The organism is Streptomyces sp. V4I8 (genome assembly GCF_041261225.1).
Taxonomy (GTDB): domain Bacteria; phylum Actinomycetota; class Actinomycetes; order Streptomycetales; family Streptomycetaceae; genus Streptomyces.
This window is the reverse complement of record NZ_JBGCCN010000001.1, coordinates 3671201-3695015: the sequence shown is the minus strand read 5'-3', so window position 1 is coordinate 3695015 and position 23815 is coordinate 3671201. Positions and strand designations below refer to the sequence as shown.

17 protein-coding genes are annotated in these 23815 nt (G+C 68.6%); 15 read left to right on the top strand and 2 right to left on the bottom strand.

Features of this window, described 5'->3' with window-relative positions:
- Window positions 1-11 precede the first annotated feature (11 nt).
- A complete protein-coding gene (gene clpX / locus ABIE67_RS16705; RefSeq protein ID WP_370257904.1) occupies window positions 12-1298 on the top strand; it encodes an ATP-dependent Clp protease ATP-binding subunit ClpX in 1287 nt (428 codons plus the stop codon).
- Window positions 1299-2224: 926 nt separating this feature from the next.
- On the opposite strand, the gene ABIE67_RS16700 is transcribed toward clpX, so the two are convergent.
- Together ABIE67_RS16700 and ABIE67_RS16695 are read right to left on the bottom strand one after the other, a co-directional pair.
- Window positions 2225-3175, bottom strand: a complete 951-nt coding sequence (locus tag ABIE67_RS16700; protein WP_370257903.1) for a hypothetical protein — start codon at window positions 3173-3175, stop codon at window positions 2225-2227.
- 119 nt (window positions 3176-3294) lie between these two features.
- Entirely contained in the window at window positions 3295-3996 is a 702-nt protein-coding gene (locus ABIE67_RS16695; RefSeq protein WP_370257902.1) for a transposase, read from the bottom strand.
- Here ABIE67_RS16695 and ABIE67_RS16690 point away from each other — a divergent pair.
- The 14 genes from ABIE67_RS16690 (at window position 3919) to ABIE67_RS16625 (ending at window position 23614) form a co-directional block, all read left to right on the top strand.
- On the top strand, window positions 3919-5361 hold the full coding sequence (locus ABIE67_RS16690) for an RNA-guided endonuclease InsQ/TnpB family protein (protein ID WP_370257900.1): 1443 nt from the start codon (window positions 3919-3921) through the stop codon (window positions 5359-5361). The genes ABIE67_RS16695 and ABIE67_RS16690 overlap by 78 nt on opposite strands.
- Entirely contained in the window at window positions 5358-7988 is a 2631-nt protein-coding gene (locus ABIE67_RS16685) for a valine--tRNA ligase (RefSeq protein WP_370257898.1), read from the top strand. Before ABIE67_RS16690 ends, ABIE67_RS16685 begins: the two co-directional genes overlap by 4 nt.
- A gap of 174 nt (window positions 7989-8162) precedes the next feature.
- Complete coding sequence (locus ABIE67_RS16680; protein ID WP_370257897.1) at window positions 8163-9656, top strand: folylpolyglutamate synthase/dihydrofolate synthase family protein; 1494 nt, start codon at window positions 8163-8165, stop codon at window positions 9654-9656.
- 7 nt (window positions 9657-9663) lie between these two features.
- Window positions 9664-10020 (top strand): DUF4233 domain-containing protein, encoded by a 357-nt coding sequence (locus ABIE67_RS16675; protein ID WP_370257895.1) that lies wholly within the window; start codon window positions 9664-9666, stop codon window positions 10018-10020.
- Window positions 10021-10086: 66 nt separating this feature from the next.
- Window positions 10087-10500 (top strand): nucleoside-diphosphate kinase, encoded by a 414-nt coding sequence (ndk, locus tag ABIE67_RS16670; protein WP_030052239.1) that lies wholly within the window; start codon window positions 10087-10089, stop codon window positions 10498-10500.
- Between the two features lie 268 nt (window positions 10501-10768).
- Window positions 10769-11788, top strand: coding sequence for a rod shape-determining protein (locus tag ABIE67_RS16665; protein WP_004931372.1), 1020 nt, complete (start codon window positions 10769-10771; stop codon window positions 11786-11788).
- Window positions 11789-11935: 147 nt separating this feature from the next.
- Entirely contained in the window at window positions 11936-12985 is a 1050-nt protein-coding gene (gene mreC, locus ABIE67_RS16660) for a rod shape-determining protein MreC (protein ID WP_370257888.1), read from the top strand.
- 13 nt (window positions 12986-12998) lie between these two features.
- On the top strand, window positions 12999-13691 hold the full coding sequence (gene mreD, locus ABIE67_RS16655; protein WP_370257886.1) for a rod shape-determining protein MreD: 693 nt from the start codon (window positions 12999-13001) through the stop codon (window positions 13689-13691).
- Window positions 13692-13831: 140 nt separating this feature from the next.
- Window positions 13832-16093: a penicillin-binding protein 2 gene (gene mrdA / locus ABIE67_RS16650; RefSeq protein ID WP_370257884.1), complete on the top strand. Its 2262-nt coding sequence runs from the start codon at window positions 13832-13834 to the stop codon at window positions 16091-16093.
- Window positions 16090-17289: a rod shape-determining protein RodA gene (rodA, locus tag ABIE67_RS16645; protein WP_370257882.1), complete on the top strand. Its 1200-nt coding sequence runs from the start codon at window positions 16090-16092 to the stop codon at window positions 17287-17289. Before mrdA ends, rodA begins: the two co-directional genes overlap by 4 nt.
- A gap of 565 nt (window positions 17290-17854) precedes the next feature.
- On the top strand, window positions 17855-19357 hold the full coding sequence (locus ABIE67_RS16640) for a CHAD domain-containing protein (RefSeq protein WP_370257880.1): 1503 nt from the start codon (window positions 17855-17857) through the stop codon (window positions 19355-19357).
- A gap of 88 nt (window positions 19358-19445) precedes the next feature.
- Complete coding sequence (locus ABIE67_RS16635) at window positions 19446-21410, top strand: TIGR03960 family B12-binding radical SAM protein (protein WP_370257879.1); 1965 nt, start codon at window positions 19446-19448, stop codon at window positions 21408-21410.
- Between the two features lie 257 nt (window positions 21411-21667).
- The gene (locus tag ABIE67_RS16630) at window positions 21668-22783 is read left to right on the top strand and encodes a hypothetical protein (RefSeq protein WP_370257877.1); all 1116 of its coding nucleotides are present in this window, start codon (window positions 21668-21670) and stop codon (window positions 22781-22783) included.
- Between the two features lie 48 nt (window positions 22784-22831).
- Entirely contained in the window at window positions 22832-23614 is a 783-nt protein-coding gene (locus ABIE67_RS16625; RefSeq protein ID WP_370257875.1) for a TIGR03936 family radical SAM-associated protein, read from the top strand.
- The last annotated feature ends 201 nt before the right edge of the window (window positions 23615-23815 follow it).

Sequence of the window (23815 nt, the reverse complement as noted above, 5' to 3'; positions counted from 1 at the left end):
GGAAGCACACCGTGGCACGCATCGGTGACGGCGGCGATCTGCTCAAGTGCTCGTTCTGCGGCAAGAGCCAGAAGCAGGTCAAGAAGCTCATCGCAGGCCCTGGTGTGTACATCTGCGACGAGTGCATCGATCTCTGCAACGAGATCATCGAGGAAGAGCTCGCGGAGACCAGTGAGGTCCGCTGGGAGGAACTCCCCAAGCCGCGCGAGATCTACGAGTTCCTCGAGGGCTACGTGGTCGGCCAGGAAGCAGCCAAGAAGGCGCTCTCCGTCGCCGTCTACAACCACTACAAGCGCGTCCAGGCCGGCGAGAACGGCGGCGCCCAGGGCCGCGACGACGCCATCGAGTTGGCGAAGTCCAACATCCTGCTGCTGGGCCCCACGGGCTCCGGCAAGACGCTGCTCGCCCAGACCCTGGCGCGGATGCTGAACGTCCCGTTCGCCATCGCCGACGCGACGGCGCTGACGGAGGCCGGCTACGTCGGCGAGGACGTCGAGAACATCCTGCTGAAGCTGATCCAGGCGGCCGACTACGACGTCAAGAAGGCCGAGACCGGGATCATCTACATCGACGAGATCGACAAGGTCGCGCGGAAGAGTGAAAATCCGTCGATCACCCGGGACGTCAGCGGCGAGGGCGTCCAGCAGGCCCTGCTGAAGATCCTGGAGGGCACCACGGCCTCGGTCCCGCCCCAGGGCGGCCGCAAGCACCCGCACCAGGAGTTCATCCAGATCGACACGACGAACGTCCTGTTCATCGTGGGCGGCGCGTTCGCGGGTCTGGAGAAGCTCATCGAGTCCCGGGCCGGCGCCAAGGGCATCGGCTTCGGCGCGACGATCCGCTCCAAGCGCGAGCTGGAGGCCAAGGACCAGTTCGAGGACGTCATGCCCGAGGACCTGGTGAAGTTCGGCATGATCCCCGAGTTCATCGGCCGCCTCCCGGTCATCACGTCGGTCCACAACCTGGACCGGGAAGCCCTCCTCCAGATCCTGGTGGAACCCCGCAACGCCCTGGTGAAGCAGTACCAGCGCCTCTTCGAACTCGACGGCGTGGAACTCGACTTCGAGCGCGAGGCCCTGGAGGCCATCGCCGACCAGGCCATCCTCCGCCAGACCGGCGCCCGCGGCCTGCGCGCCATTATGGAGGAAGTGCTCCAGGGCGTGATGTACGAGATCCCGTCCCGCAAGGACGTGGCCCGCGTCGTCATCACGGCGGACGTCGTCCACTCGAACGTGAACCCGACGCTGGTCCCGCGCATCATGGGCAAGAACGACGGGCGGCACGAGAAGAGCGCGTAGCGCTGCGCTCGTACGTAGTTAAGGGGGCCCTGTCGACGAGTTGGCAGGGCCCCCTTACTGTCTGGCGAAAAGATCAAGACAACCCCTGTCGAACGCTAGTACCTAACGGCTGTCCCCTGATTGGATCTTCTGTGACAGAAGCAAACGGGAGGGAAGATCACGGCGCCCTTGAAGGTGAAGGCGAAGCGTGTGCTGGCGACCGTGGCCGTGACGGTTGCTGCGGGGGTCGTTCCTCTGGTGACGGCGGCCCCCGGCGCAGGCCAGTCCTACTCAGTGCGAGTTCTACCTTCTCGATAGGGACTACGTGGTGGGCTCCAGGGCCAGCGCAGAAGGCGGCGTAGTCGCACCATGGACATGCCAAGGGCCCCGGTCGGGTTGACCGGGGCCCTCTGATGGAGATTGCCTCAGCGTGTGCAAGCCGTACTGGCGTGGCTCTGCGTCACGTGACGGTTCATGAGCAAGAAGATGCAGTTGGGCACTTGGCTGTACGGGGGTGTGGCCGCACTGCACGCCTCCTTGACCTTCGGACCGACTATGTAGCCCTTGCTTGCCAGGTAGTTCTCGCAGGCGCGCGGGCTGGCGGATGCGGGCGTTGCTGTCGCCAGAGGGACGACGGCCCCCGCAACTACAAGACTCGCTACGGCAAGTACTCGCTTGAACGTGCTGAATCCCCTCGGTTGCTTCGTACCCTGGTCATGGGCATGATCACCATAACGGACGATCGATATGTGTTTCGCCAATTAGGCTGGAGTCCAGAGGGAGCCCGCAGGCCCCCTTCGAAGCGCTTCCGCTTCGCCCAAATTCTCCATGTCTGCGTAGCTGCCTCGCCGACTCGGTCGACCTCGCTGAGTCCCGTCGTCGCCGTACGCACACGTAAGGGCCCCAGTCGAGGAGCGCCCGGGGCCCTTACGGCTGTCGCCCTGGTGTCAGGCCTTGACGCGAACGTCGTTTCGGAGCTTGGCGGCGAGGGAGGCCGTCTCCTCGATCGAACCGCCGTCGCCGCTCGCGAAATCGGCGATGCTGACTGCTGTGACGACGGCGACGGTGCTGTGGTCACCCCAGACGCACGTGGGGATCTTGATGCTCTTCGGGACGCCGGCGCTCGTGGCGGACGAGCCGTTGTTCGTGATCTCGGCAACCTGGCACTTCATGATGCCGTTCTCGAAGCCCGACGGTGAGACTTCCTCCGGGCTGCCGATCAGCTTGCCCTTGGTGTCGTCGCCGCTCTGGTCCTTCTCGGACTCAGTCTTCAGCTTGGCGAACATTCCATCCACGACGGCCTCAGGGTCGTCAATGGTGCCGTAGACGCCACTGAAGGAAAGGTTCTTCGCGCTGAGGCTCGTGCCCTTCTGATACCCCGCGCTGACGTCCGTGGGGTCCTTCACTCCCCACCTCTCGAAGTCCGACTTGTCGTCGTCGGCCATCGAGTCCGCGGAGCCGGCGCTCTCCGACTTTTTGTACTCGCCGTTCAACACGGTTGCCGGCGTCGTCAGCTTGTGGGCGCCGTCGTCCTCGATGCCAGCACCCCCACCCCCGCCGATCACGAAGTACGCACCCACGGCGATCGCGGCCACGACGGCCACCGCGCCGATGATGATGCCGGCCTTCTTGCCGCCGCCCCCGGGAGCAGGCGGATGCGGCACCCCATACGGGGCCTGGCCGTACGGCTGCTGCTGGCCGTACGGGTTGGGCTGCTGGGGCGGGACGCCCGGGGCCTGCTGCGGATAGCCGTAACCGGGTTGGGGCTGGGGAGCCTGCTGGGGGTAGCCGTAGCCGGGCTGGGGCGCCTGCGGCTGCTGGCCGTACGGACCGGGCTGGCCGTACGGACCGGGCTGCTGGGGCTGCCCGCCGTACGGGCCCGGCTGGTTGTAGCTCATTTCTGGGTTCCCCTCCAGATGCTTATGTGTTCCGAACATCTTGACTGAAGGGGTCAGCGGGCGCGGCGCGAGGGGGGTATTGATGCCTAGTTGTTGACAGGCTGTTCCAGATGTTCGACCTACTGGCTGAGTCCATTGGGCGTGTGTCTGCCGATTGAGGCTGCATAGTATGGCTTCGTCCATATATTTACACTTACGTCCTGTGACTGTCGCATCGCTCTGCTTGCAGCTCCTCTGAGGCGTTTCGCCAAGTTTGCAATGGATACGTGGGCCGGGTACGTCACGGCGAGCTGGACGAGGTCGGTCTGACTCCTGAACTGCTCGATCTCTACACCGAGTTCATGCGCCGCCGCATGCATCGCGCGCTCGGCGAGCGACTGCAGGTCAGCAGTGAGGGTTGGGTGGCCCTGTGCTATCGCGAAAGCCATGTGTACACGGAGGGAATGCGGCTTCCGCGCCGCGCTGCCGTTGAGGGGGTTGCCGCCCTCTTCGCGCCTCCGTGCATGCCGCTTCGGTGGGTGACTCGCTCGCCAGGTGTCCAACTGGGCGGGAGCCCACGTAGGAGTCCGCCCGATGTAGACGGGTGGCGGGAACCCGTTTCCTCTCCTGGAGTTGAGGACGTACACGGCTTCTCGGGATATGCCGAGCTTCTCGGCGGCTTCTGCGGGCGTGAGCCGATCGTCGACCGTGAAGAGGCAGTGCCCCTCCAACGAGGGGCAGTTGAGTGTGATGATGAGGAGTGCGTGGCGGTGAGGGAGATCAAGAGGGCAGGCAGGGTGGCCAAGGATCCAGCCGACGCCGGTCGCAAGTACCGTCTCCATCCCACGCCTCAACAAGCCGAGCGGCTCAGCAAGTGGGGGCCTCTGGAACAGCGGCTCTATGTGTACAAGCAGCGACGCAAATACCTGCGGGCCGACGAACAGTGCCGCTACCTGACCCAGGCTCGCCACGACCTTGAGTGGATCGGCGACCTCCCTTCTCAGGCTCCCCAACAGGTCCTCAGGCATCTCGATCAGGCCTACGAGAACTTTTGGAACGCGGAGCATCCAGCAGGGTTCCCGCGCTTCAAGAAGCGCACTTCGCGCATGGCGATCCCTCTTCCCGGACAGGCCGTGCGCGTGCGCAAGCTGAACCGCAAGTGGGCCTGCGTGCGCATCCCCAAGCTCGGCGAGGTCAGGTTCCGACTGACGCGCCCGCTCGGCGGGCAGGTCAAGGCTGTTTCCTTCCGGAGAGACGCGATCGGTCGCTGGTATGTGAGTTTCAGCGTGCATACCGGTACGGCATCCGCCCCGCCGAATGGGCAACCACCCGTGGGGCTGGACTTCGGCGTGAAGCAGGCGGCGTACCTGTCGGACGAGACAACACCACGGCTCATGCCCCAGACCCTGACCAAAGGCGAGCGACGGAGGCTTGCCGGACTGGAGCGTCGTAGAGAGCGGCAGATCCGGCAGGCCAAGAGGCATCGAGGAGGGAAGTACAGCAATCGACTACGGCGAACACGCCGCGCCATCGCGGAGCTGAAGGCGAGGCAAGCTCGTCGTCGAGCCGACTTCACGCACAAGCTCACCACAGACCTGGCCAAGAACCACGGCTTGGTCGCCATTAAAGATCTTCGCGTGAAGCAGATGACACGCAGCGCCAGGGGTACGACCGCCCAGCCTGGCGTGCGGGTCTCTCAGAAGGCCGGTCTGAACCGGGCCGTCCTCGACAATCTCCCGGGGGAGCGGCGTCGGCAATTGGTCTACAAGTGCGCGGCCTACGGATCTGAGCTTGTCCTGGTGCGACCGGCCAGGACATCGCAGACGTGTGGTGCCTGCAACCTCTGGGACCCCGCGTCGCGGTTCAGCCGGGACACCTTCGCCTGCACGGGGTGTGGGCACACTGACGACGCGGACCACAACGCTTCGGTCGTCATCCTCAGGCGTGCCCTTCGTGATCACGCAGGCACAGTCTTTGCCGCAGGACAATGCGGTGAACAGCACGCACCGACAGGCCAAGCCCGGCCTGCTACGTCTCGTACTCGTGCGGGACGCACGCGTGAACCCCTGAACCCCTCATCCGCGGCGGCCGAGCCTTCGCCGGATACCGAGGGCTACAAGGAATCCCGGCAGGTCACTGCAGGGAGGATGTCAAAGAACAAACGCGTTTCGGGACACGCCCGGGACACCCCTAAACTGGGCGCGTGACCGAGAACGCTCAGCAGCAGCCACCAGCGCCCGACACCGAACTGCCGACCCAGTACGCGCCGGCCGATGTAGAGGGGCCGCTGTACGAGCGCTGGGTAGAGCGCGGTTACTTCGAGGCGGACGAGAAGAGCGACAAGCCGCCGTACACGATCGTCATCCCGCCGCCGAACGTCACGGGGAGTCTGCACCTCGGGCACGCCTTCGAGCACACGCTCATCGACGCCCTGACGCGTCGTAAGCGCATGCAGGGGTTCGAGACGCTGTGGCAGCCCGGCATGGACCACGCCGGTATCGCCACGCAGAACGTCGTCGAGCGCGAACTCGGCAAGGAGGGCAAGTCCCGGCACGACCTGGGCCGTGAGGCGTTCGTCGAGCGCGTCTGGCAGTGGAAGGGCGAGTCCGGCGGGCAGATCAGCGGCCAGATGCGCCGCCTCGGCGACGGCGTCGCCTGGTCGCGCGTGCGGTTCACCATGGACGAGGGCCTGTCCCAGGCCGTCCAGACCATCTTCAAGCGCCTCTACGACGACGAGCTGATCTATCGCGCCGAGCGCATCATCAACTGGTGTCCCCGGTGTCTGACCGCCATCTCGGACATCGAGGTCGAGTACCAGGACGACGACGGCGAGCTGGTCTCCATGAAGTACGGCGACGGGGACGACACCATCGTCGTCGCCACGACCCGTGCCGAGACGATGCTCGGTGACACCGCCGTCGCCGTCCACCCGGACGACGAGCGCTACAAGCACCTGGTCGGCAAGCTCATCAGGCTGCCGCTGACCGAGCGCTCGATCCCGGTCGTCGCCGACACCCACGTCGACCCCGAGTTCGGCACCGGCGCCGTCAAGGTCACCCCGGCCCACGACCCGAACGACTTCGAGATCGGCCAGCGCCACAACCTTCCGTCCCTCACGGTGATGGACGAGCACGCGGTCATCACCGCCCACGGCCCCTTCCAGGGCCTGGACCGCCTGGAGGCCCGCTCGGCCATCGTCGCCGCGCTGCGCGCCGAGGGCCGGATCGTCGCGGAGAAGCGGCCGTACGTCCACTCGGTCGGCCACTGCTCGCGCTGCAAGACCACCGTCGAGCCGCGGCTGTCGATGCAGTGGTGGGTCAAGGTCGGCCCGCTCGCCAAGGCCGCCGGTGACGCGGTCCGCGACGGCAAGGTCAAGATCCACCCGCAGGAGATGGAGAAGCGGTACTTCGACTGGGTCGACAACCTCCACGACTGGTGCATTTCCCGGCAGTTGTGGTGGGGTCACCGCATCCCGGTCTGGTACGGCCCGAACGGCGAGGTCGTCTGCGTCGGCCCCGACGAGCAGCCGCCCGGCACCGAGGCGGAGGGCTGGAAGCAGGACACGGACGTCCTCGACACCTGGTTCTCCTCCGGCCTGTGGCCCTTCTCCACGCTCGGCTGGCCCGAACAGACCGAGTCGCTCGCGAAGTTCTACCCGAACTCCGTCCTGGTCACCGGCTACGACATCCTCTTCTTCTGGGTCGCCCGGATGATGATGTTCGGCCTGTACGCGATGGGCGGCACCCCGCCGTTCCACACCATCGCCCTGCACGGCATGGTCCGCGACCAGTTCGGCAAGAAGATGTCGAAGTCCTTCGGTAACGCGGTCAACCCGCTGGACTGGATGGACAAGTACGGCTCCGACGCCCTGCGCTTCACCCTCGCCCGCGGCGCCAACCCGGGCGTCGACGTCCCGATCGGCGAGGACTGGGTCCAGGGTTCCCGCAACTTCGCCAACAAGATCTGGAACGCGACCCGCTTCGCGCTCATGAACGGCGCGACGGTCGAGGGCCCGCTGCCGGAGCCGTCGGCGATGTCGTCGACGGACCGCTGGATCCTCTCCCGCCTGAACTCGGTCGTCGCCGAAGTCGACGCGCTCTACGACGACTTCCAGTTCGCCAAGCTGTCCGACGCGCTCTTCCACTTCGCGTGGGACGAGGTCTTCGACTGGTACGTCGAGCTGTCCAAGACGACGTTCCAGGCGGGCGGCGAGCCGGCCGAGGTCAGCAAGCGCGTCCTCGGCGAGGTCCTCGACGTCACCCTCAAGCTGCTGCACCCGGTGGTCCCGTTCGTCACGGAGACCCTGTGGACCACGCTCACCGGCGGCGAGTCGGTCGTGATCGCCGAGTGGCCGAGCGACAGCGGCTTCCGTGACCAGGGCGCGGAGCAGGAGATCGAGTCGCTCCAGTCGGTCATCACCGAGGTCCGCCGCTTCCGCGCCGACCAGGGCCTCCAGCCGGGCCAGCGCGTCCCGGCCCGCCTCAGCCTGGACGGCACCGCGCTCGCCCCGCACGAGCCGGCCATCCGCCAGCTGCTGCGCCTCCAGCCGGAGGGCGAGAGCTTCGCGGCCACCGCGACACTGCCCGTCGCGGGCGCCGAGGTCGCCCTGGACCTCTCGGGCGTGATCGACGTCGCGGCCGAGCGCAAGCGCCTGGCCAAGGACCTCGCGGCCGCCGAGAAGGAGAAGTCCCAGGCCACGGCCAAGCTCGGCAACGAAGCGTTCCTGGCGAAGGCCCCGGACAACGTCGTGGAGAAGATCCGCGGCCGCCTCGCGAAGGCGGAGGAGGACATCGCGCGGATCGCCGCGCAGCTGGAGCGGCTGCCGCAGGCGTAGGTGTTCGTACGGCGACGAAGGCCCCTGGAGCTTCTTGATTCCGGGGGCCTTCGCGCACCGTCTTGGGGGCGCGGGGAACTGCGCGACCAGCCACAACGCACCCGCACCCGCCTGACAACACGACGCACCCCACTCCCTGGGCGCACTGTCAGTCCCCCTCCGTAGACTGGCCCCGTGAGCGACCAGAACGAGCCCGACCCCTTCGACGAGATCATCGCGGAAGAGACCGACCGCGACCCCGATCTCGCGGTCATCGAGGCCGGCAGCCGAACCCTGCGCACCCAGGGCGGAGCCCCGAGCGCAGACGTGCCCGCGCGCCCCGAGGACCCCGAGGTCGACAAGGCCCTGCGCGAGGTCGAGGCGGAGCTCGCGACCCGCTGGGGCGAGACCAAGCTGGAGCCGTCCGTCAGCCGCATCGCCGCGCTCATGGACGTCCTGGGCGAGCCGCAGCGGTCGTACCCCTCCATCCACATCACCGGCACCAACGGCAAGACGTCGACCGCCCGCATGATCGAGGCCCTCCTCGGCGCCTTCGAGCTGCGCACCGGCCGCTACACCTCGCCGCACGTCCAGTCGATCACCGAGCGGATCAGCCTCGACGGCGCTGCGATCTCCGCCGAGCGCTTCATCGAGACGTACCACGACATCAAGCCGTACATCGAGATGGTCGACGGACAGCAGGAGTACCGGCTGTCCTTCTTCGAGGTGCTCACCGGCATGGCGTACGCCGCCTTCGCTGACGCGCCCGTCGATGTCGCCGTCGTGGAAGTGGGGATGGGCGGCTCCTGGGACGCCACCAACGTCATCGACGGTGATGTCGCCGTCGTGACCCCCATAGACCTCGACCACACCGACCGGCTGGGCACCACCCCGGGCGAGATCGCCGGCGAGAAGGCCGGGATCATCAAGCAGGACGCCACCGTGATCATGGCCCAGCAGCCGGTGGACGCGGCGCAGGTGCTGCTGAAGAAGGCCGTGGAGGTCGACGCCACCGTCGCCCGTGAGGGACTCGAGTTCGGGGTCCTGTCGCGGCAGGTCGCCGTCGGCGGGCAGCTGGCGACCCTGCGCGGACTGGGCGGCGAGTACCCCGAGGTGTATCTGCCGCTGCACGGCGCGCATCAGGCGCACAACGCGGCCGTGGCCCTCGCCGCCGTGGAGGCGTTCTTCGGCGTCGGTGCCGCGCGGGCCGAGTCGCTGGACCTCGACACGGTCCGCAAGGCGTTCGCCGCCGTCGCCTCGCCGGGGCGGATGGAGGTCGTACGGCGCTCTCCCACCGTCGTGCTGGACGCGGCCCACAACCCGGCCGGCGCGCGGGTCACCGCCGAGGCGATCGGGGAGGCCTTCGACTTCAGTCGGCTGATCGGGGTCGTGGGCGCGAGCGGCGACAAGAACGTGCGGGGGCTGCTCGAGGCCTTCGAGCCGATCTTCGCCGAGGTCGTCGTCACCCAGAACTCCTCGCACCGGGCCATGGACGCCGACGAGCTCGCCGCCGTCGCCGTCGAGATCTTCGGTGACGAGCGGGTGCAGGTCGAGCCGCGGCTGCCGGACGCCCTGGAGGCCGCGATCACGCTGGCCGAGGAGGAGGGCGAGTTCGCGGGCGGCGGTGTGCTCGTCACCGGGTCCGTCATCACGGTCGGCGAAGCCCGGCTGCTGCTGGGGAAGGGCTGAGTCCGAGATGCGTACGCTCTGTTCCTCGACCCTGATCGGCGAGTTCTTCGTCATCGGCTTCGCCGGTCTGGTCGCCATGAAGGATCCCGACCTGTCCATGTCGACGGTGTGGACGGTCTGCGGCATCGCGATGTTCCTGTGCCTGCTGCTGTGCGGCCTGGTGACCCGCCCCGGCGGCGTCGCCCTCGGCTGGGCGCTGCAGATCGCGCTCATCGCCTCCGGCTTCATCGTCTCGACGATGTTCATCCTGGGCGTTGTCTTCGCGGCGCTGTGGTGGGCTTCGGTGCACTACGGGAGAAAGGTCGACGAGGCGAAGGCGAGATTCGCCGCCCAGGGCGACTCCTCCACACCTGACGCTGCGTAACAAGGGCCCGGACACGCCCTGTAACCTCATCCCACCGCACCACCGGCAGTAAGAAGGAGCCCTTCCGTGACCCAGCGCACCCTCGTCCTCCTCAAGCCCGACGCCGTCCGTCGAGGCCTGACCGGCGAGATCATCAGCCGTATCGAGCGCAAGGCCGGCTGGCAGATCACCGCGCTGGAGCTGCGCACCCTGGACCAGGAGACGCTGGAGCAGCACTACGGCGAGCACAAGGGCAAGCCCTTCTACGAGCCGCTGGTGGAGTTCATGGCCTCCGGCCCGGTCGTGGCCCTGATCGTCGAGGGCGAGCGGGTCATCGAGGGGCTGCGCGCGCTGGCCGGTCCGACCGACCCGATCGCCGCCGCTCCGGGCTCCATCCGGGGTGACTTCGGTGTGATCGTCCGTGAGAACCTCATCCATGCCTCCGACTCCGAGGAGTCCGCCGAGCGCGAGGTGAAGATCTTCTTCCCGGGCCGCGCCTGAGCCCGGTCACCCGGCCCGACCTGGGGCGGCCGAAGAAACCCGGCCGCCCAGCGGCATATGCGCGACGATCGAGGGAACGAGTGCCCCCGATGGCCCGTCTCCACAAGCGGGGCGACTCGCCATCTGCTGACAATGGCGAAGACCCTCCCGCAGTGTTCGCGAAAGCGCGTCTACGATAGAAGCCTTCACGTCACAGCACCCACTTCGCCGACCTGAAAAGCCATCAAAAGCTCCCAGGAAGGCCAGACGAATCCTGATGGGGAACTCAATGTCGTTCATCGGCCGTGACATGGCTGTCGACCTCGGGACCGCCAACACGCTGGTGTACGTCAGGGGTCGCGGGATCGTACTCAATGAGCCGTCCGTCGTCGCGATCAACACCAACACCGGTGGCATCCTCGCGGTCGGCGCCGAAGCGAAGAAGATGATCGGGCGCACGCCCGGCAACATCGTTGCCGTACGTCCGCTGAAGGACGGCGTCATCGCCGACTTCGAGATCACCGAGCGGATGCTCCGCTACTTCATTCTGAAGATCCACAAGCGGCGGTATCTGGCTCGTCCGCGGGTCGTCGTCTGTGTGCCCTCCGGCATCACGGGCGTCGAGCGCCGCGCCGTCATCGAGGCGTCGTCCCAGGCCGGCGCCCGCCAGGTGCACATCATCGAGGAGCCCATGGCCGCGGCCATCGGCTCCGGCCTGCCGGTCCACGAGGCCACGGGCAACATGGTGGTCGACATCGGCGGCGGCACCACGGAGGTCGCGGTCATCTCCCTCGGCGGCATCGTCACCGCCCAGTCCATCCGCGTCGCGGGCGACGAGCTGGACAACGCGATCATCCAGCACATCAAGAAGGAGTACTCCCTTCTGCTGGGTGAGCGGACGGCCGAGCAGATCAAGATCACGATCGGTTCGGCGTACGACCTCGACGCTGACGAACACACCGAAATCCGCGGCCGGGACCTCGTCTCCGGGCTGCCGAAGACCGTCGTCATCTCCGCGGCCGAAGTGCGCAAGGCCATCGAGGAACCGGTCAACGCGATCGTGGACGCGGTGAAGACGACCCTCGACAAGTGCCCGCCGGAGCTGTCCGGCGACATCATGGACCGAGGAATCGTTCTGACCGGCGGCGGCGCCCTGTTGCGCGGCCTCGACGAGCGCCTGCGCCGCGAGACCGGCATGCCGATCCACATCGCCGAGGACCCGCTGGACAGCGTGGCGCTCGGCTCCGGCAAGTGCGTCGAGGAGTTCGAGGCGTTGCAGCAGGTGTTGGACGCCCAGCCCCGCAGATGACGTAACTCTTCGATTCCGCCGTACGGGATGATCTCCTCTCGTACGGCGGATCGTTGATATAGAGGCATAAGCTCACCCATAAGCCTCTGCACATTTGAACACCTAAACCTCTGCACATTCCTATGAGGAAAGGCACGGCCGCCGCACGTGAGGGACACACGAGAGAGCCGGCTGCTCCTGGTGCTGCTGATCGCCATCGCGTTCGCGCTGATCACGGTGGACATCCGCGGCGGTGAGGATTCCCCGGTCGACGGTGCCCGGTCCGCCGCGGCCACGGTCTTCGGCCCGATCGAGAACGGCGTGTCCGCGGCGGTCGACCCGGTCGGCAACGCGGTCGCGGCGATCCGTGACTCCGGCGAGCGCCACGACCGGCTCGCCGCGCTGGAGCAGGAGAACGCCGCCCTCAAGGCGAGGCTCGGCAGCGACGACCGCAACCGCAGCCGGCTGAAGCAGCTGGACAAGATGCTGAAGGTCGCGGGCGAGGGCCAGTACGGCATCAAGGGTGCCGAGGTCATCGCCATCGGAGCGGCCCAGGGCTTCTCCTGGACGATCACCATCGACGTCGGCGAGAACGACGGCATCCGGCGCGACATGACCGTCCTGAACGGGGACGGGCTGGTCGGCCGGGTCACCACCGTCGGCCCGAACACCGCGACGGTGCTCCTCGCCAACGACCCCGACTTCACCGTCGGCACCCGCATGGAGGCCAGCGACGAGCTCGGCTTCGCCTCCGGCCAGGGCGACCGCCCGCTGCGCGTCGAACTCCTCAACGGCAAGGCCGAGGTGAAGAAGGGCGACCGGCTCGTCACCTTCGGCTCGCAGGCCGACAAGCCCTTCGTGCCCGGCGTCCCCGTCGGTGTCGTCTCCCGCGTCGACCCGTCCGGCGGCGGCCTGACCCGCACCCTCTACGTCACGCCGTACGCCGCCTTCTCCAAGCTCGACATCGTCGGCGTCGTCGTCCAGGCACCCAGCAAGGACCCGCGCGACACCGTGCTCCCCGACAAGCCCGAGCCGACCCCCACACCGACCGTGACGGTCACCGTCACGCCCGGCGCCGAGGACCCGGCCGACGGTCAGAACCAGCCCCAGGCGAACGGCCAGAGCCAGCCCCGGGCGGACGGTCAGTACGAGCCTCGGGCCGACGGCGAGGATCAGCCTCCGGGTGACGACCAGAACCAGTACGAGCAAGAGCAGTAGGAGCTGAAGCCCCATGCGCGTCAACCGAATCCTGCTCTCCTCCGCCCTGATCGTCGTCGCCCTGGTGATCCAGGTGAGCGTCCTGGCCCGCCTCCACCTCCCGGGCGCCGTCCCCGACCTGCTGCTGCTCACGGTCCTGGGCCTCGCCATGGTCTACGGCCATGTCGGCGGCGCCCTCATCGGCTTCGGCGCCGGCCTGCTCGCCGACCTCGCCCCGCCCGCCGACCACGCCGCCGGCCGCTATGCGCTGGTGCTGTGCGTCATCGGCTATCTCGCCGGGCTCATCAAGCCGGACAACGGCCGGCTCAAGTCGGCCACCGGGCCGATGGTGGTCGTGGTCGTCGCCGCGATCGGCACGACCCTGATGTACGCCGGGGTCGGCGCCCTCGTCGGGGACACCGCGGCCCGCCATGTCGGCCTCGGCAGCCTGCTGTTCACGGCCGCGCTGTACGACCTGCTGCTCGCCCCGTTCGTGGTCCCCGGGATCATGGCGCTGGCCCGGCGCGCGGAGAACGACCCGCTCGCCGACAGCAACTCCCAGACGAAGAAGGCCGACATCTCCACCGGTTGGCTCTCCGGCGGCACCGGCCTGCGCATCGGCGGCCAGCGCGGTGGGCTGGGCGGGCTGAAGGGCGGCCTGAAGGGGAAGGCGGTGCGGGCGCGAACGGCCCGCGCGGGGCGCATCAAGGGGGTCAAGCGACTGTGAGGACAGGGGAGTTCACCCGGACGGGTGAGTCCGGGAGGAACCGGGCCGCACGGGCCGGCCGTTCATCACTCGTACACACACAGCCGTATCCGCACTGGTACTCGTACCGGTACTCGCACTGAGAGGGGGAGGCAGCCGCAGTGACCAACATCCCCGAGACCGGCCGGACGCCACGCGTCCAGATCCGGCTCATCGTCATCCAAGTCCTCGTCCTCTCCCTCCTCGGCACCCTCGGCGGGCGCCTGTGGTACCTCCAGATCCGCGAGGGCGACGCGTACGCCAAGGAGGCGTCCGGCAACCACGTCCAGCAGGTCGTGCAGCCCGCCGTGCGCGGCTCGATCCTGGACGCGCGCGGTGTGCCGCTCGCCGACAACGAGACACGGCTGGTGGTCTCCGCCTCCCGCACCGACCTGCTGAAGATGAAGGACGACGGCGAGGCGGTCCTCACCAAGCTGGCCGGCGTGCTGGGCATGACGCCCAAGGAGGTCCAGGAGAAGGTCCGGCTGTGCGACGCCGAGACCCCGCAGCCGTGCTGGAACGGCTCGCCGTACCAGCCGATCCCCATCACCGACGAGGCCACCCCCAAACAGGCCCTGCAGATCCGTGAGCGCGCCGAGGACTTCCCCGGCATCACCGCCGAGCCCCAGGCCCTGCGCCGGTACCCGAGCCCCGGCGAGTCCAACACCGCCCAGGTCCTCGGCTACCTCTCCCCGGTCACCGACGAGGAGCTCCAGCAGGCCCAGGACACCGACTCGCCGTATCTGCGCTCCGACCAGGTCGGCCGCTCCGGCCTGGAGCGGCAGTACGACAAGGAGCTGCGCGGCAAGGCCGGCGTCACCCGCTACGAGGTCGACAACCTCGGCCGGGTCATCGGCCAGGCCAAGGCGGACGAGGCCCAGCCCGGCTCCAACCTCGTCACCAGCATCGACGCCCGCGTGCAGCGGGTCGCCGAGTACGAGCTGAACGACGCGATGAAGCAGGCCCGCAAGGAGTGGGACCGCAACACCAACGAGCCGTACAAGGCCGACTCGGGCGCGGTCGTCGTGATGGAGGCCAAGACCGGCCGCATCGTCGCCATGGCATCCAACCCGACGTACGACCCGAACGCCTGGGTGGGCGGTATCTCCGCCAAGGACTACAAGAAGCTCACCGGCAAGGCCTCCAACTACCCACTGCTCAACCGGGCGATCCAGGGCCAGTCGGCGCCCGGCTCCATCTTCAAGGTCGTCCCGACGGCCGCCGCGGTGAACGCGGGATACTCCTTCAACGGCCCGTACCAGTGCTCCAGCTCGTACTCCATCGGCGGCCAGGTCTTCAAGAACTTCGAGTCCAAGGGGTACGGCCCGATCAGCCTGGGTCGCGCCCTGGAGGTCTCCTGCGACACCGTCTTCTACCGGCTCTCCCACGAGGAGTGGAAGCGGGACGGCGGCACCAAGCCGAAGAAGAACGCCAACGACTGGTTCTACAAGACGGCCCACCAGTTCGGCCTCGGCGCGGAGACCGGCATCGACCTGCCCAACGAGGTCACCGGCCGCGTCCCCGACCGCCAGTGGAAGCTGGACTACTGGAAGGCCAACAAGGACGCCTGGTGCAAGTACGGCAAGAGGGACGGCAGCTACGCCGAGAAGATCGCCTACGAGAACTGCCTCGAAGGCAACCGGCTGCGCGCCGGTGACTCCGTGAACTACTCCATCGGACAGGGCGACACCCTCGTCACCCCCATCCAGATGGCGACCATCTACGCGGCCATCTCCAACGGCGGCACCCTCTACGACCCCACGGTCGGCAAGGCCGTCGTGAGCGCCGACGGCAAGACCGTCGAGGAGATCAAGCCCAAGTCGCACGGCAAGCTGCCCATAAGCAAGCAGACGCTGGCCTCGATGGACGACGCCCTCGCCGGCGTCGCCACCCGCGGTACGGCCGCCTGGCGGTTCGCGGACGTCGGCTGGCCGCAGGACAAGATCCCGATGCACGCCAAGACCGGTACCGCGGAGGTCTACGGCAAGCAGACGACCTCGTGGTTCGCGACGTACACCAAGGACTACTCGGTCGTCATGACGATCTCCCAGGGTGGTACGGGTTCCGGCGCCTCGGGTCCGGCCGTGCGCAACATCTACGACGCGCTGTACGGCGTCTCCGACGACGGTGCGATCAACAAGAAGAACGCGCTGCTGCCCACGCCGCAGAAGAGCCTGCCGAAGGTCCGCACGGACGGCACCATCACCTCGCCGAAGGTCTCCAAGGACCCGGCGAAGGACCAGCGGGTCAGCCAGAAGGGCGAGGCCGAGCCGGACGGGCAGCAGCTCGCCGGGACCGTGGCGACGGCGACACCCGAGAACCGGGACACCCGGCGCAGGCGACGCGGGGCGCGTCGGCGAGGAAGCCGGAGGATGCTCACATGACCGGCGCCAACAGTTTCCAGGTCTCCGGGTACGGGCCCGAACGGGCGGGCTGGACCCGTCTGTTCGCCCGCGACTCGCTCGCCCGCCGGCTGGACTGGCCGATACTGCTGTCGGCGATCGCGCTGTCGCTGATCGGCTCGATCCTCGTCTTCTCGGCGACCCGCAACCGCACCGAGCTCAACCAGGGCGACCAGTACTACTTCCTGATCCGGCACATCCTGAACACCGGTATCGGGTTCGCGCTGATGATCGGGACCGTGTGGCTGGGGCACCGCACCCTGCGCACGGCCGTGCCGATCCTCTACGGCGTCTCGGTCTTCCTGATCCTGCTGGTGCTCACCCCGCTCGGCTCCACCATCAACGGCGCCCACTCCTGGATCAAGCTCCCCGGCGGCTTCTCCCTCCAGCCCTCGGAGTTCGTGAAGGTCACGATCATCCTGGGCATGGCGATGCTGCTGGCGACGAGAGTGGACGCGGGCGACAAGCAGTACCCCGACCATCGCACGGTGGTGCAGGCACTGGGCCTGGCCGCCGTGCCGATGCTGATCGTGCTGCTCATGCCCGACCTCGGCTCGGTCATGGTGATGGTGGTGATCGTGCTGGGCGTGCTGCTCGCGTCCGGGGCCACCAACCGCTGGGTCTTCGGGCTGATCGGCGCGGGCACCACGGGGGCGATCGCGGTCTGGCAGCTGGGCGTCCTGGACGACTACCAGATCGCCCGCTTCGCGGCCTTCGCCAACCCGGAGCTCGACCCGGCGGGCGTCGGCTACAACACCAACCAGGCACGCATCGCGATCGGTTCGGGCGGGCTGACGGGCTCGGGCCTGTTCCACGGCTCGCAGACGACCGGCCAGTTCGTGCCGGAGCAGCAGACCGACTTCGTCTTCACCGTCGCGGGGGAGGAGCTGGGCTTCGTCGGCGGCGGGCTGATCATCCTGCTCCTCGGCGTGATCCTTTGGCGGGCCTGCCGTATCGCCCGCGAGACGACCGAGCTGTACGGGACGATCGTCGCGGCGGGCATCGTGGCCTGGTTCGCCTTCCAGGCCTTCGAGAACATCGGGATGACCTTGGGCATCATGCCGGTGACCGGCCTGCCCCTGCCGTTCGTGTCGTACGGCGGGTCGTCGATGTTCGCGGTGTGGGTGGCGGTGGGGTTGCTGCAGTCGATCAGAGTGCAGCGCCCTATGTCGGCGTGACCGCTGCGTGACCGCTGCGCTTGGCCGGGGCGGGTGTCTGGGGCGGGTGTGCGGACCGGTGCTGCGGTGTTGGCCGGGGTTGGGGCTTCGGCGTCGGCCGGGGGCCGAGGTGTCGGTCGGAGGCTGGTTGTCGTGGTGGCCTGGTGCCGGACGGCGGCTGCGGTGTAGGCCGGTGGCTGGTTGGAGTGGGGCCTGTTGTCATGGCGTCGAATCGGGACTGCGGTCCCCTGCCAGGCCGGGCGTCGGCTGGGGCGTGGCGTTCAACCCGGGCTCGGCGTCGGCCGGGGGATGGGATGTCGGCCTGTTGCGGTGGTGCCGGATCGGGGCGGCCGGGGCCCGCCGAAGCGGTGCCGTGTGCTCCGCCGGACCAGAGTGCCGTGCGCCCCGCCGGACCAGTGTCGTGCGCTCCGCCGGACCAGTGCCGTGCGCACCGCCAGAACTCGTGCCGGGCGCCCGCCGGAGCGGGCCGCATGGGCCGTTTTTCCTGCCGTCACCCGCCTGTTCGCCTGCGGCTCATGGCTGGTAAGCCCTGTCATCCGGACCTGACTCCCACTAGATTCAGGTCATGGCGGACACGAAGCGCGAAATCGAGCGGAAGTATGAATCCGACGACAGCGGCCTGCCCGACCTGACCGGCGTCGCCGGCGTCGCGGCCGTCATCGACAAGGGTGTCGCGGAGCTGGACGCCACCTACTACGACACCGTGGACGAGCGCCTTGCCGCGTCCTCGCTCACCCTGCGCCGCAGGACGGGCGGCTCCGACGCGGGCTGGCATCTGAAGTTCCCCGTGGCCCCGGGCGTACGGGACGAGATCCAGGCACCGATCTCCGACACGCTGCCCGACACCCTCGCCGGCCTCGTCCGCTCCCGGGTGCGGCACGCCGAGCTGGTGCCCGTGGTCCGGCTGCGCTCCGACCGTGATGTGCGCGACCTCGTGGACGCCGAGGGCCGGGTGCTGGCCGAGGTGAGCGTGGACGCCGTGCACGCGCAACGGCTCGCCGGAGGGGACGGCATCGCCCAGTGGACCGAGATCGAGGTGGAGCTGGCGGACGGCGTCGACCCGGGCTTCCTGGACAAGGTCGAGAAGCGGTTGCGCAAGGCAGGCGTAAGGCCGTCGAAGGCGGCGTCGAAGCTCGCGCGAGCCATGGCCGAGACCGCCCCGAAGAAGCCCGTCCCCGCGGCCGTCGAGGATCCCGTGACCGCGGGCGACCACGTGCTCGCGTACGTCCGCGTACAGCGGGACGCGATCGTCGGGCTCGACCCCGCCGTGCGCCGGGACGTCGAGGACTCCGTCCACAGCATGCGCGTCGCCACCCGTCGGATGCGCAGCACCTTCAAGTCGTTCGGCAAGGTCCTGGACCGGGCGGTGACCGATCCCATCGGTGACGAGCTGAAGTGGCTGGCCGGCGAGCTGGGTGTGGACCGGGACCGGGAGGTGCTGAACGAACGGCTGTCGGCGGCTCTCGACGAGGTGCCCCACGCGCTGGTATCGGGTCCGGTCGCCGATCGGGTGAGCCACTGGGCTGGTGAGAGGCCCGGCGGGGCGAGCGGGCGGCTGATCGGGGTCCTCGACTCCCGCCGCTATCTGGACCTGCTCGACGCCCTGGACGGGGTGCTCACGGATCCGCCGCTGCGGAAGGCGGCCGGGAAGAAGCCCGGCAAGGTGCTTCCCAAGGCCGTGCGGAAGGACTTCGGCAAGGTGGCCGCGCTCGTCGAGCAGGCTCTGGAGCTGGAACCCGGCACCGACCGGGACGTCGCCATCCACGAGGCCCGCAAGAAGACCAAGCGCACCCGCTACGCGGCGGAGGCGGCCACCCCGGCCCTGGGCAAGCCCGCCAAGTCCCTGACCAAGACCATGAAGTCCCTGCAGAACCTGCTCGGGGAGCACCAGGACAGCGTCATGGCCCGCCAGACCCTGCGCGAGCTGTCCGCGGTGGCGCACGCGGCGGGGGAGAGCGCCTTCACGTACGGGCTGCTGTACGGGCGTGAGGAGCAGCGGGCGGCGGCCGTGGAGGCCGAGCTGCCCGGGGTCTGGGACGGGATCAAGGGCGGGGCGGACGTCCTCTGAGCCTTCGGACGTGCTGGGGGTGTCCGCGGTCGCGTTAGGCTAGATGGTCACCCCTGTCCGTTCAGTCCAGCTCACGAAGGTTCGCGAGATGCCTGCCGAAGTCGCTGCGTCGGTTTTCCCGCAGCTCGAAGCTCTGCTCCCGCATGTGCAGAAGCCGATCCAGTACGTCGGCGGAGAGCTCAACTCCACGGTCAAGCCGTGGGAGTCGTGTGACGTCCGCTGGGCGCTCATGTATCCCGACGCGTACGAGGTCGGGCTGCCCAACCAGGGCGTCATGATCCTTTACGAGGTCCTGAACGAGCAGGAGGGCGTCCTCGCCGAGCGCACGTACAGCGTGTGGCCGGACCTGGAGGCGCTGATGCGCGAGCAGGGCGTCCCGCAGTTCACGGTGGACAGCCACCGGCCAGTGAAGGCCTTCGACGTGTTCGGCCTGTCCTTCTCCACCGAGCTGGGCTACACGAACATGCTCACGGCGCTGGACCTGGCGGGCATCCCGCTCGAGTCCAAGGACCGGACCATCGACGACCCGATCGTCCTGGCCGGCGGCCACGCGGCGTTCAACCCCGAGCCGATCGCCGACTTCATCGACGCGGCGATCATCGGCGACGGCGAACAGGCCGTGCTGGACATGACCAAGATCATCCGCGAGTGGAAGGCGGAGGGGCAGCCGGGCGGCCGCGAGGAGGTCCTCTTCCGGCTCGCGAAGACGGGCTCGGTGTACATCCCGGCGTTCTACGACGTCGAGTACCTCGCGGACGGCCGTATCGCCCGTGTCGTACCGAACAAGTCGGGTGTCCCGTGGCGCGTGTCCAAGCACACCGTCATGGACCTCGACGAGTGGCCGTACCCGAAGCAGCCCCTCGTGCCGCTGGCCGAGACGGTCCACGAGCGCATGTCGGTGGAGATCTTCCGTGGCTGCACCCGGGGCTGCCGCTTCTGCCAGGCAGGCATGATCACCCGCCCGGTGCGCGAGCGCTCGATCACGGGCATCGGCGACATGGTGGAGAAGGGCCTGAAGGCGACGGGCTTCGAGGAGGTCGGCCTCCTGTCCCTCTCCTCCGCCGACCACAGCGAGATCGGCGACATCGCCAAGGGCCTGGCGGACAGGTACGAGGAGGACAAGATCGGCCTGTCCCTGCCCTCCACCCGCGTCGACGCGTTCAACGTGGACCTGGCGAACGAGCTGACCAGGAACGGCCGTAGGTCGGGTCTGACCTTCGCGCCCGAGGGCGGCTCGGAGCGCATGCGCAAGGTCATCAACAAGATGGTCTCGGAAGAGGACCTGATCCGGACCGTCTCCACCGCCTACGGCAACGGCTGGCGCCAGGTGAAGCTGTACTTCATGTGCGGCCTGCCGACCGAGACCGACGACGACGTCCTGCAGATCGCCGACATGGCGACGAAGGTCATCGCCAAGGGCCGCGAGGTCTCCCGCTCGAACGACATCCGCTGCACGGTCTCGATCGGCGGCTTCGTCCCCAAGCCCCACACCCCCTTCCAGTGGGCCCCGCAGCTCTCGGCCGAGGAGACGGACGCCCGTCTGGAGAAGCTCCGCGACAAGATCCGCGGCGACAAGAAGTACGGCCGCTCCATCGGCTTCCGCTACCACGACGGCAAGCCCGGCATCGTCGAGGGGCTGCTCTCGCGCGGCGACCGCCGCATCGGCGCCGTCATCCGCGCGGTCTACGAGGACGGCGGCCGCTTCGACGGCTGGCGCGAGCATTTCTCCTACGACCGCTGGATGCAGTGCGCCGACAAGGCACTGGCCCCCTTCGGCGTCAACGTCGACTGGTACACGACGCGTGAGCGGACGTACGAGGAGGTCCTCCCCTGGGACCACCTGGACTCCGGCCTCGACAAGGACTGGCTCTGGGAGGACTGGCAGGACTCCCTCGACGAGACCGAGGTCGAGGACTGCCGGTGGACGCCGTGCTTCGACTGCGGGGTCTGCCCGCAGATGGACACGCACATCCAGATCGGCCCGACCGGCAAGAAGCTGCTGCCGCTGACGGTCAAGAACGCCGCGCCGGCGCCGAGCGGTCACTCGCACTGAGGTGGGCGGGGCGCTGGATATCGGCGCCTCGGCGTGACTGAGCGGCCGCGTGACTGCGTGGCGCTTGGAGCCCCCTTTCCCGGCTGGGAAAGGGGGCTCGTCGGTGTGTGCCCGTTGGCGAGGTGGAGAGTTGTCTGCCGCTGGAGGACCTTGGCCGCATCGGGGACGGCTCGACCGCAGTGCTCGCGATGGAAGTAGTTGCCGGATCGTGTCCCTGACCTGCATCCGACCGGCCGGTTCCCTGCGTCTACGACGGTATGGATCTCGAAAAGCCGCCACCACCGCAGCGCCGGGAACCCGAAGGGTGCCTGGTGGTCGCGATCCGCCTTCCGGTGCGGATCGTCGTGCTCGTGCTGGTCGTGCCGGTGCGGATGGCGTGGGACGCGCTCGTCGTCGCCGGGCGCTTCCTGAACGACACGGTGCTCCGGCCGCTGGGGCGGGCGCTGCTGTGGCTCGGCCGGGCGGTGTTCGTGTGGCCGTTCGTCGCGCTGTGGCGGTACCTGGTGGTGCCCCTGGCGAAGGGGCTCGCCTGGCTGGGGCACGTGCTCTTCGTCGTACCCGCGGTGTGGCTGTACCGCTACGTCCTGACTCCCCTGGGGCACGCGTGCGCGTGGCTGGCGCGAGGGATCGGGTCAGGACTGGGGTGGCTCTACGCGCGCGTGCTCACCCCGATCGGGCATGCGGTGATGTGGGTCCTGCGGGGCCTCGGCGCCGTCCTCGCCGCGATCGGGCTCGGCATCTTCGGCGTGGTGGCCTGGCTGGTGCGGTACCTCCTCGTCGTCCCGGCCCTGTGGGTGTACGAGTGGATCCTCGCGCCGGTCGGGCGGGCGATCGCCTGGTGCGCGAGGGGCCTCGTGTGGCTCGTGAGCACGATCGCCACCGGGATCGGGATCGCGCTGTACTGGACGGCCCGCGTGCTGTTCGTACTGCCCGCGCTGGGCCTGTACCGATGGGTCCTCGCCCCCGTCGGCCGGGTGATCGCCGTCATCGGCAGGGAGGTCTGGGACGCGCTCGGGCACGCCTGGCGGGTCGCCGGGCGGATCTCGCTGGCCTTCGGACGGTTCCTCGCCCACCTCTTCCGATGGACCTTCGTGGAGCCGGTGCGGTGGGTGTACCGGAGCGTGCTCACGCCGATCGGGCACGTCGTCCGGGACGCGGTGCTGCGGCCCGCCGCCGAGGCCGCGCGCAGTGTGGGCAGGGCCACCCGGCAGGCCCTCACCGCCGCCCGCGAGTCCGTACGGCAGGCGCGGGCCGACTTCCGGCGGATGCTGCTCGGGGAGCCGGAGAAACGGGAAGCGGTGGCCGCGCGGGAACCTCGGGGCCGCGAGACACGTACTCTTGGTAGCAGTACGACCGCTCTCACGAAGGACTGAACGACACTGGGCAAGCGACAGCCCGAAGGCCCGCCGCCCGCACCCGCGGTGCAGCGCATCCGACTGCGCTACACCAAGCGCGGCCGCCTCCGGTTCACCAGCCACCGTGACTTCCAGCGCGCCTTCGAGCGTGCACTGCGCCGTGCCGAGGTGCCCATGGCGTACTCGGCGGGGTTCACGCCGCATCCGAAGGTGTCGTACGCCAATGCCGCACCCACCGGCACGGGCAGTGAGGCGGAGTATCTGGAGATCGCGCTCACCGAGGCGCGCGATCCGGAGCAGCTGAGAGTGCTCCTCGACGAGTCGATGCCCACCGGGCTCGACGTCGTGGAGTCGGTCGAGGCCCGTACCTCCGGGCTCGCCGACCGGCTCACGGCGTCCGTCTGGGAGCTGCGGCTCGACGGCGTGGACCCGGCCGAGGCCGAGCGCGCGATCGCCGCCTTCAACGCCGCCGAGGCCGTCGAGGTCCAGCGCATGACCAAGAACGGCGTGCGCACTTTCGACGCCCGTCCGGCGGTCGTCCACCTGGAAAACAGCAAAGGAACAGAGACGCACAGTTCGACGGCTGATAGGCCGACCGACCAGCCCTGTGCGATACTGCGGCTGGTTGTTCGGCACGTGACGCCTGCCGTACGACCCGACGACGTCCTGTCCGGTCTCCGCGCCGTGGCCGACCTGGCGCCGCCGGTCCCCGCAGCGGTGACCAGGCTGGCGCAGGGGCTGTTCGATGAAGAGACCGGCACGGTGACCGACCCGCTCGCGCCCGACCGCGAGGCAGCGACGGCCCCAACCGAGGCCGAGACCGCTGCCACCGCGACGGCGTCGGCGTAAGGAAGGTTCCGCGTAGGGACGGACGTCGAAGCGCCGCCCTCGTACTCGGGAGCCACCTGGGTCGGGCAGCGCACCGACCAGAAGACTTTCGCCAGGCCGTACGCATTCGGCGTACGGAACCGGCGAGACAGGACACAGAGAGCTCCCGTGCGGCGCCCGCGCCCCGGACGGCGGCAGTCGCGCAACGCGCGAGCCGCGGAC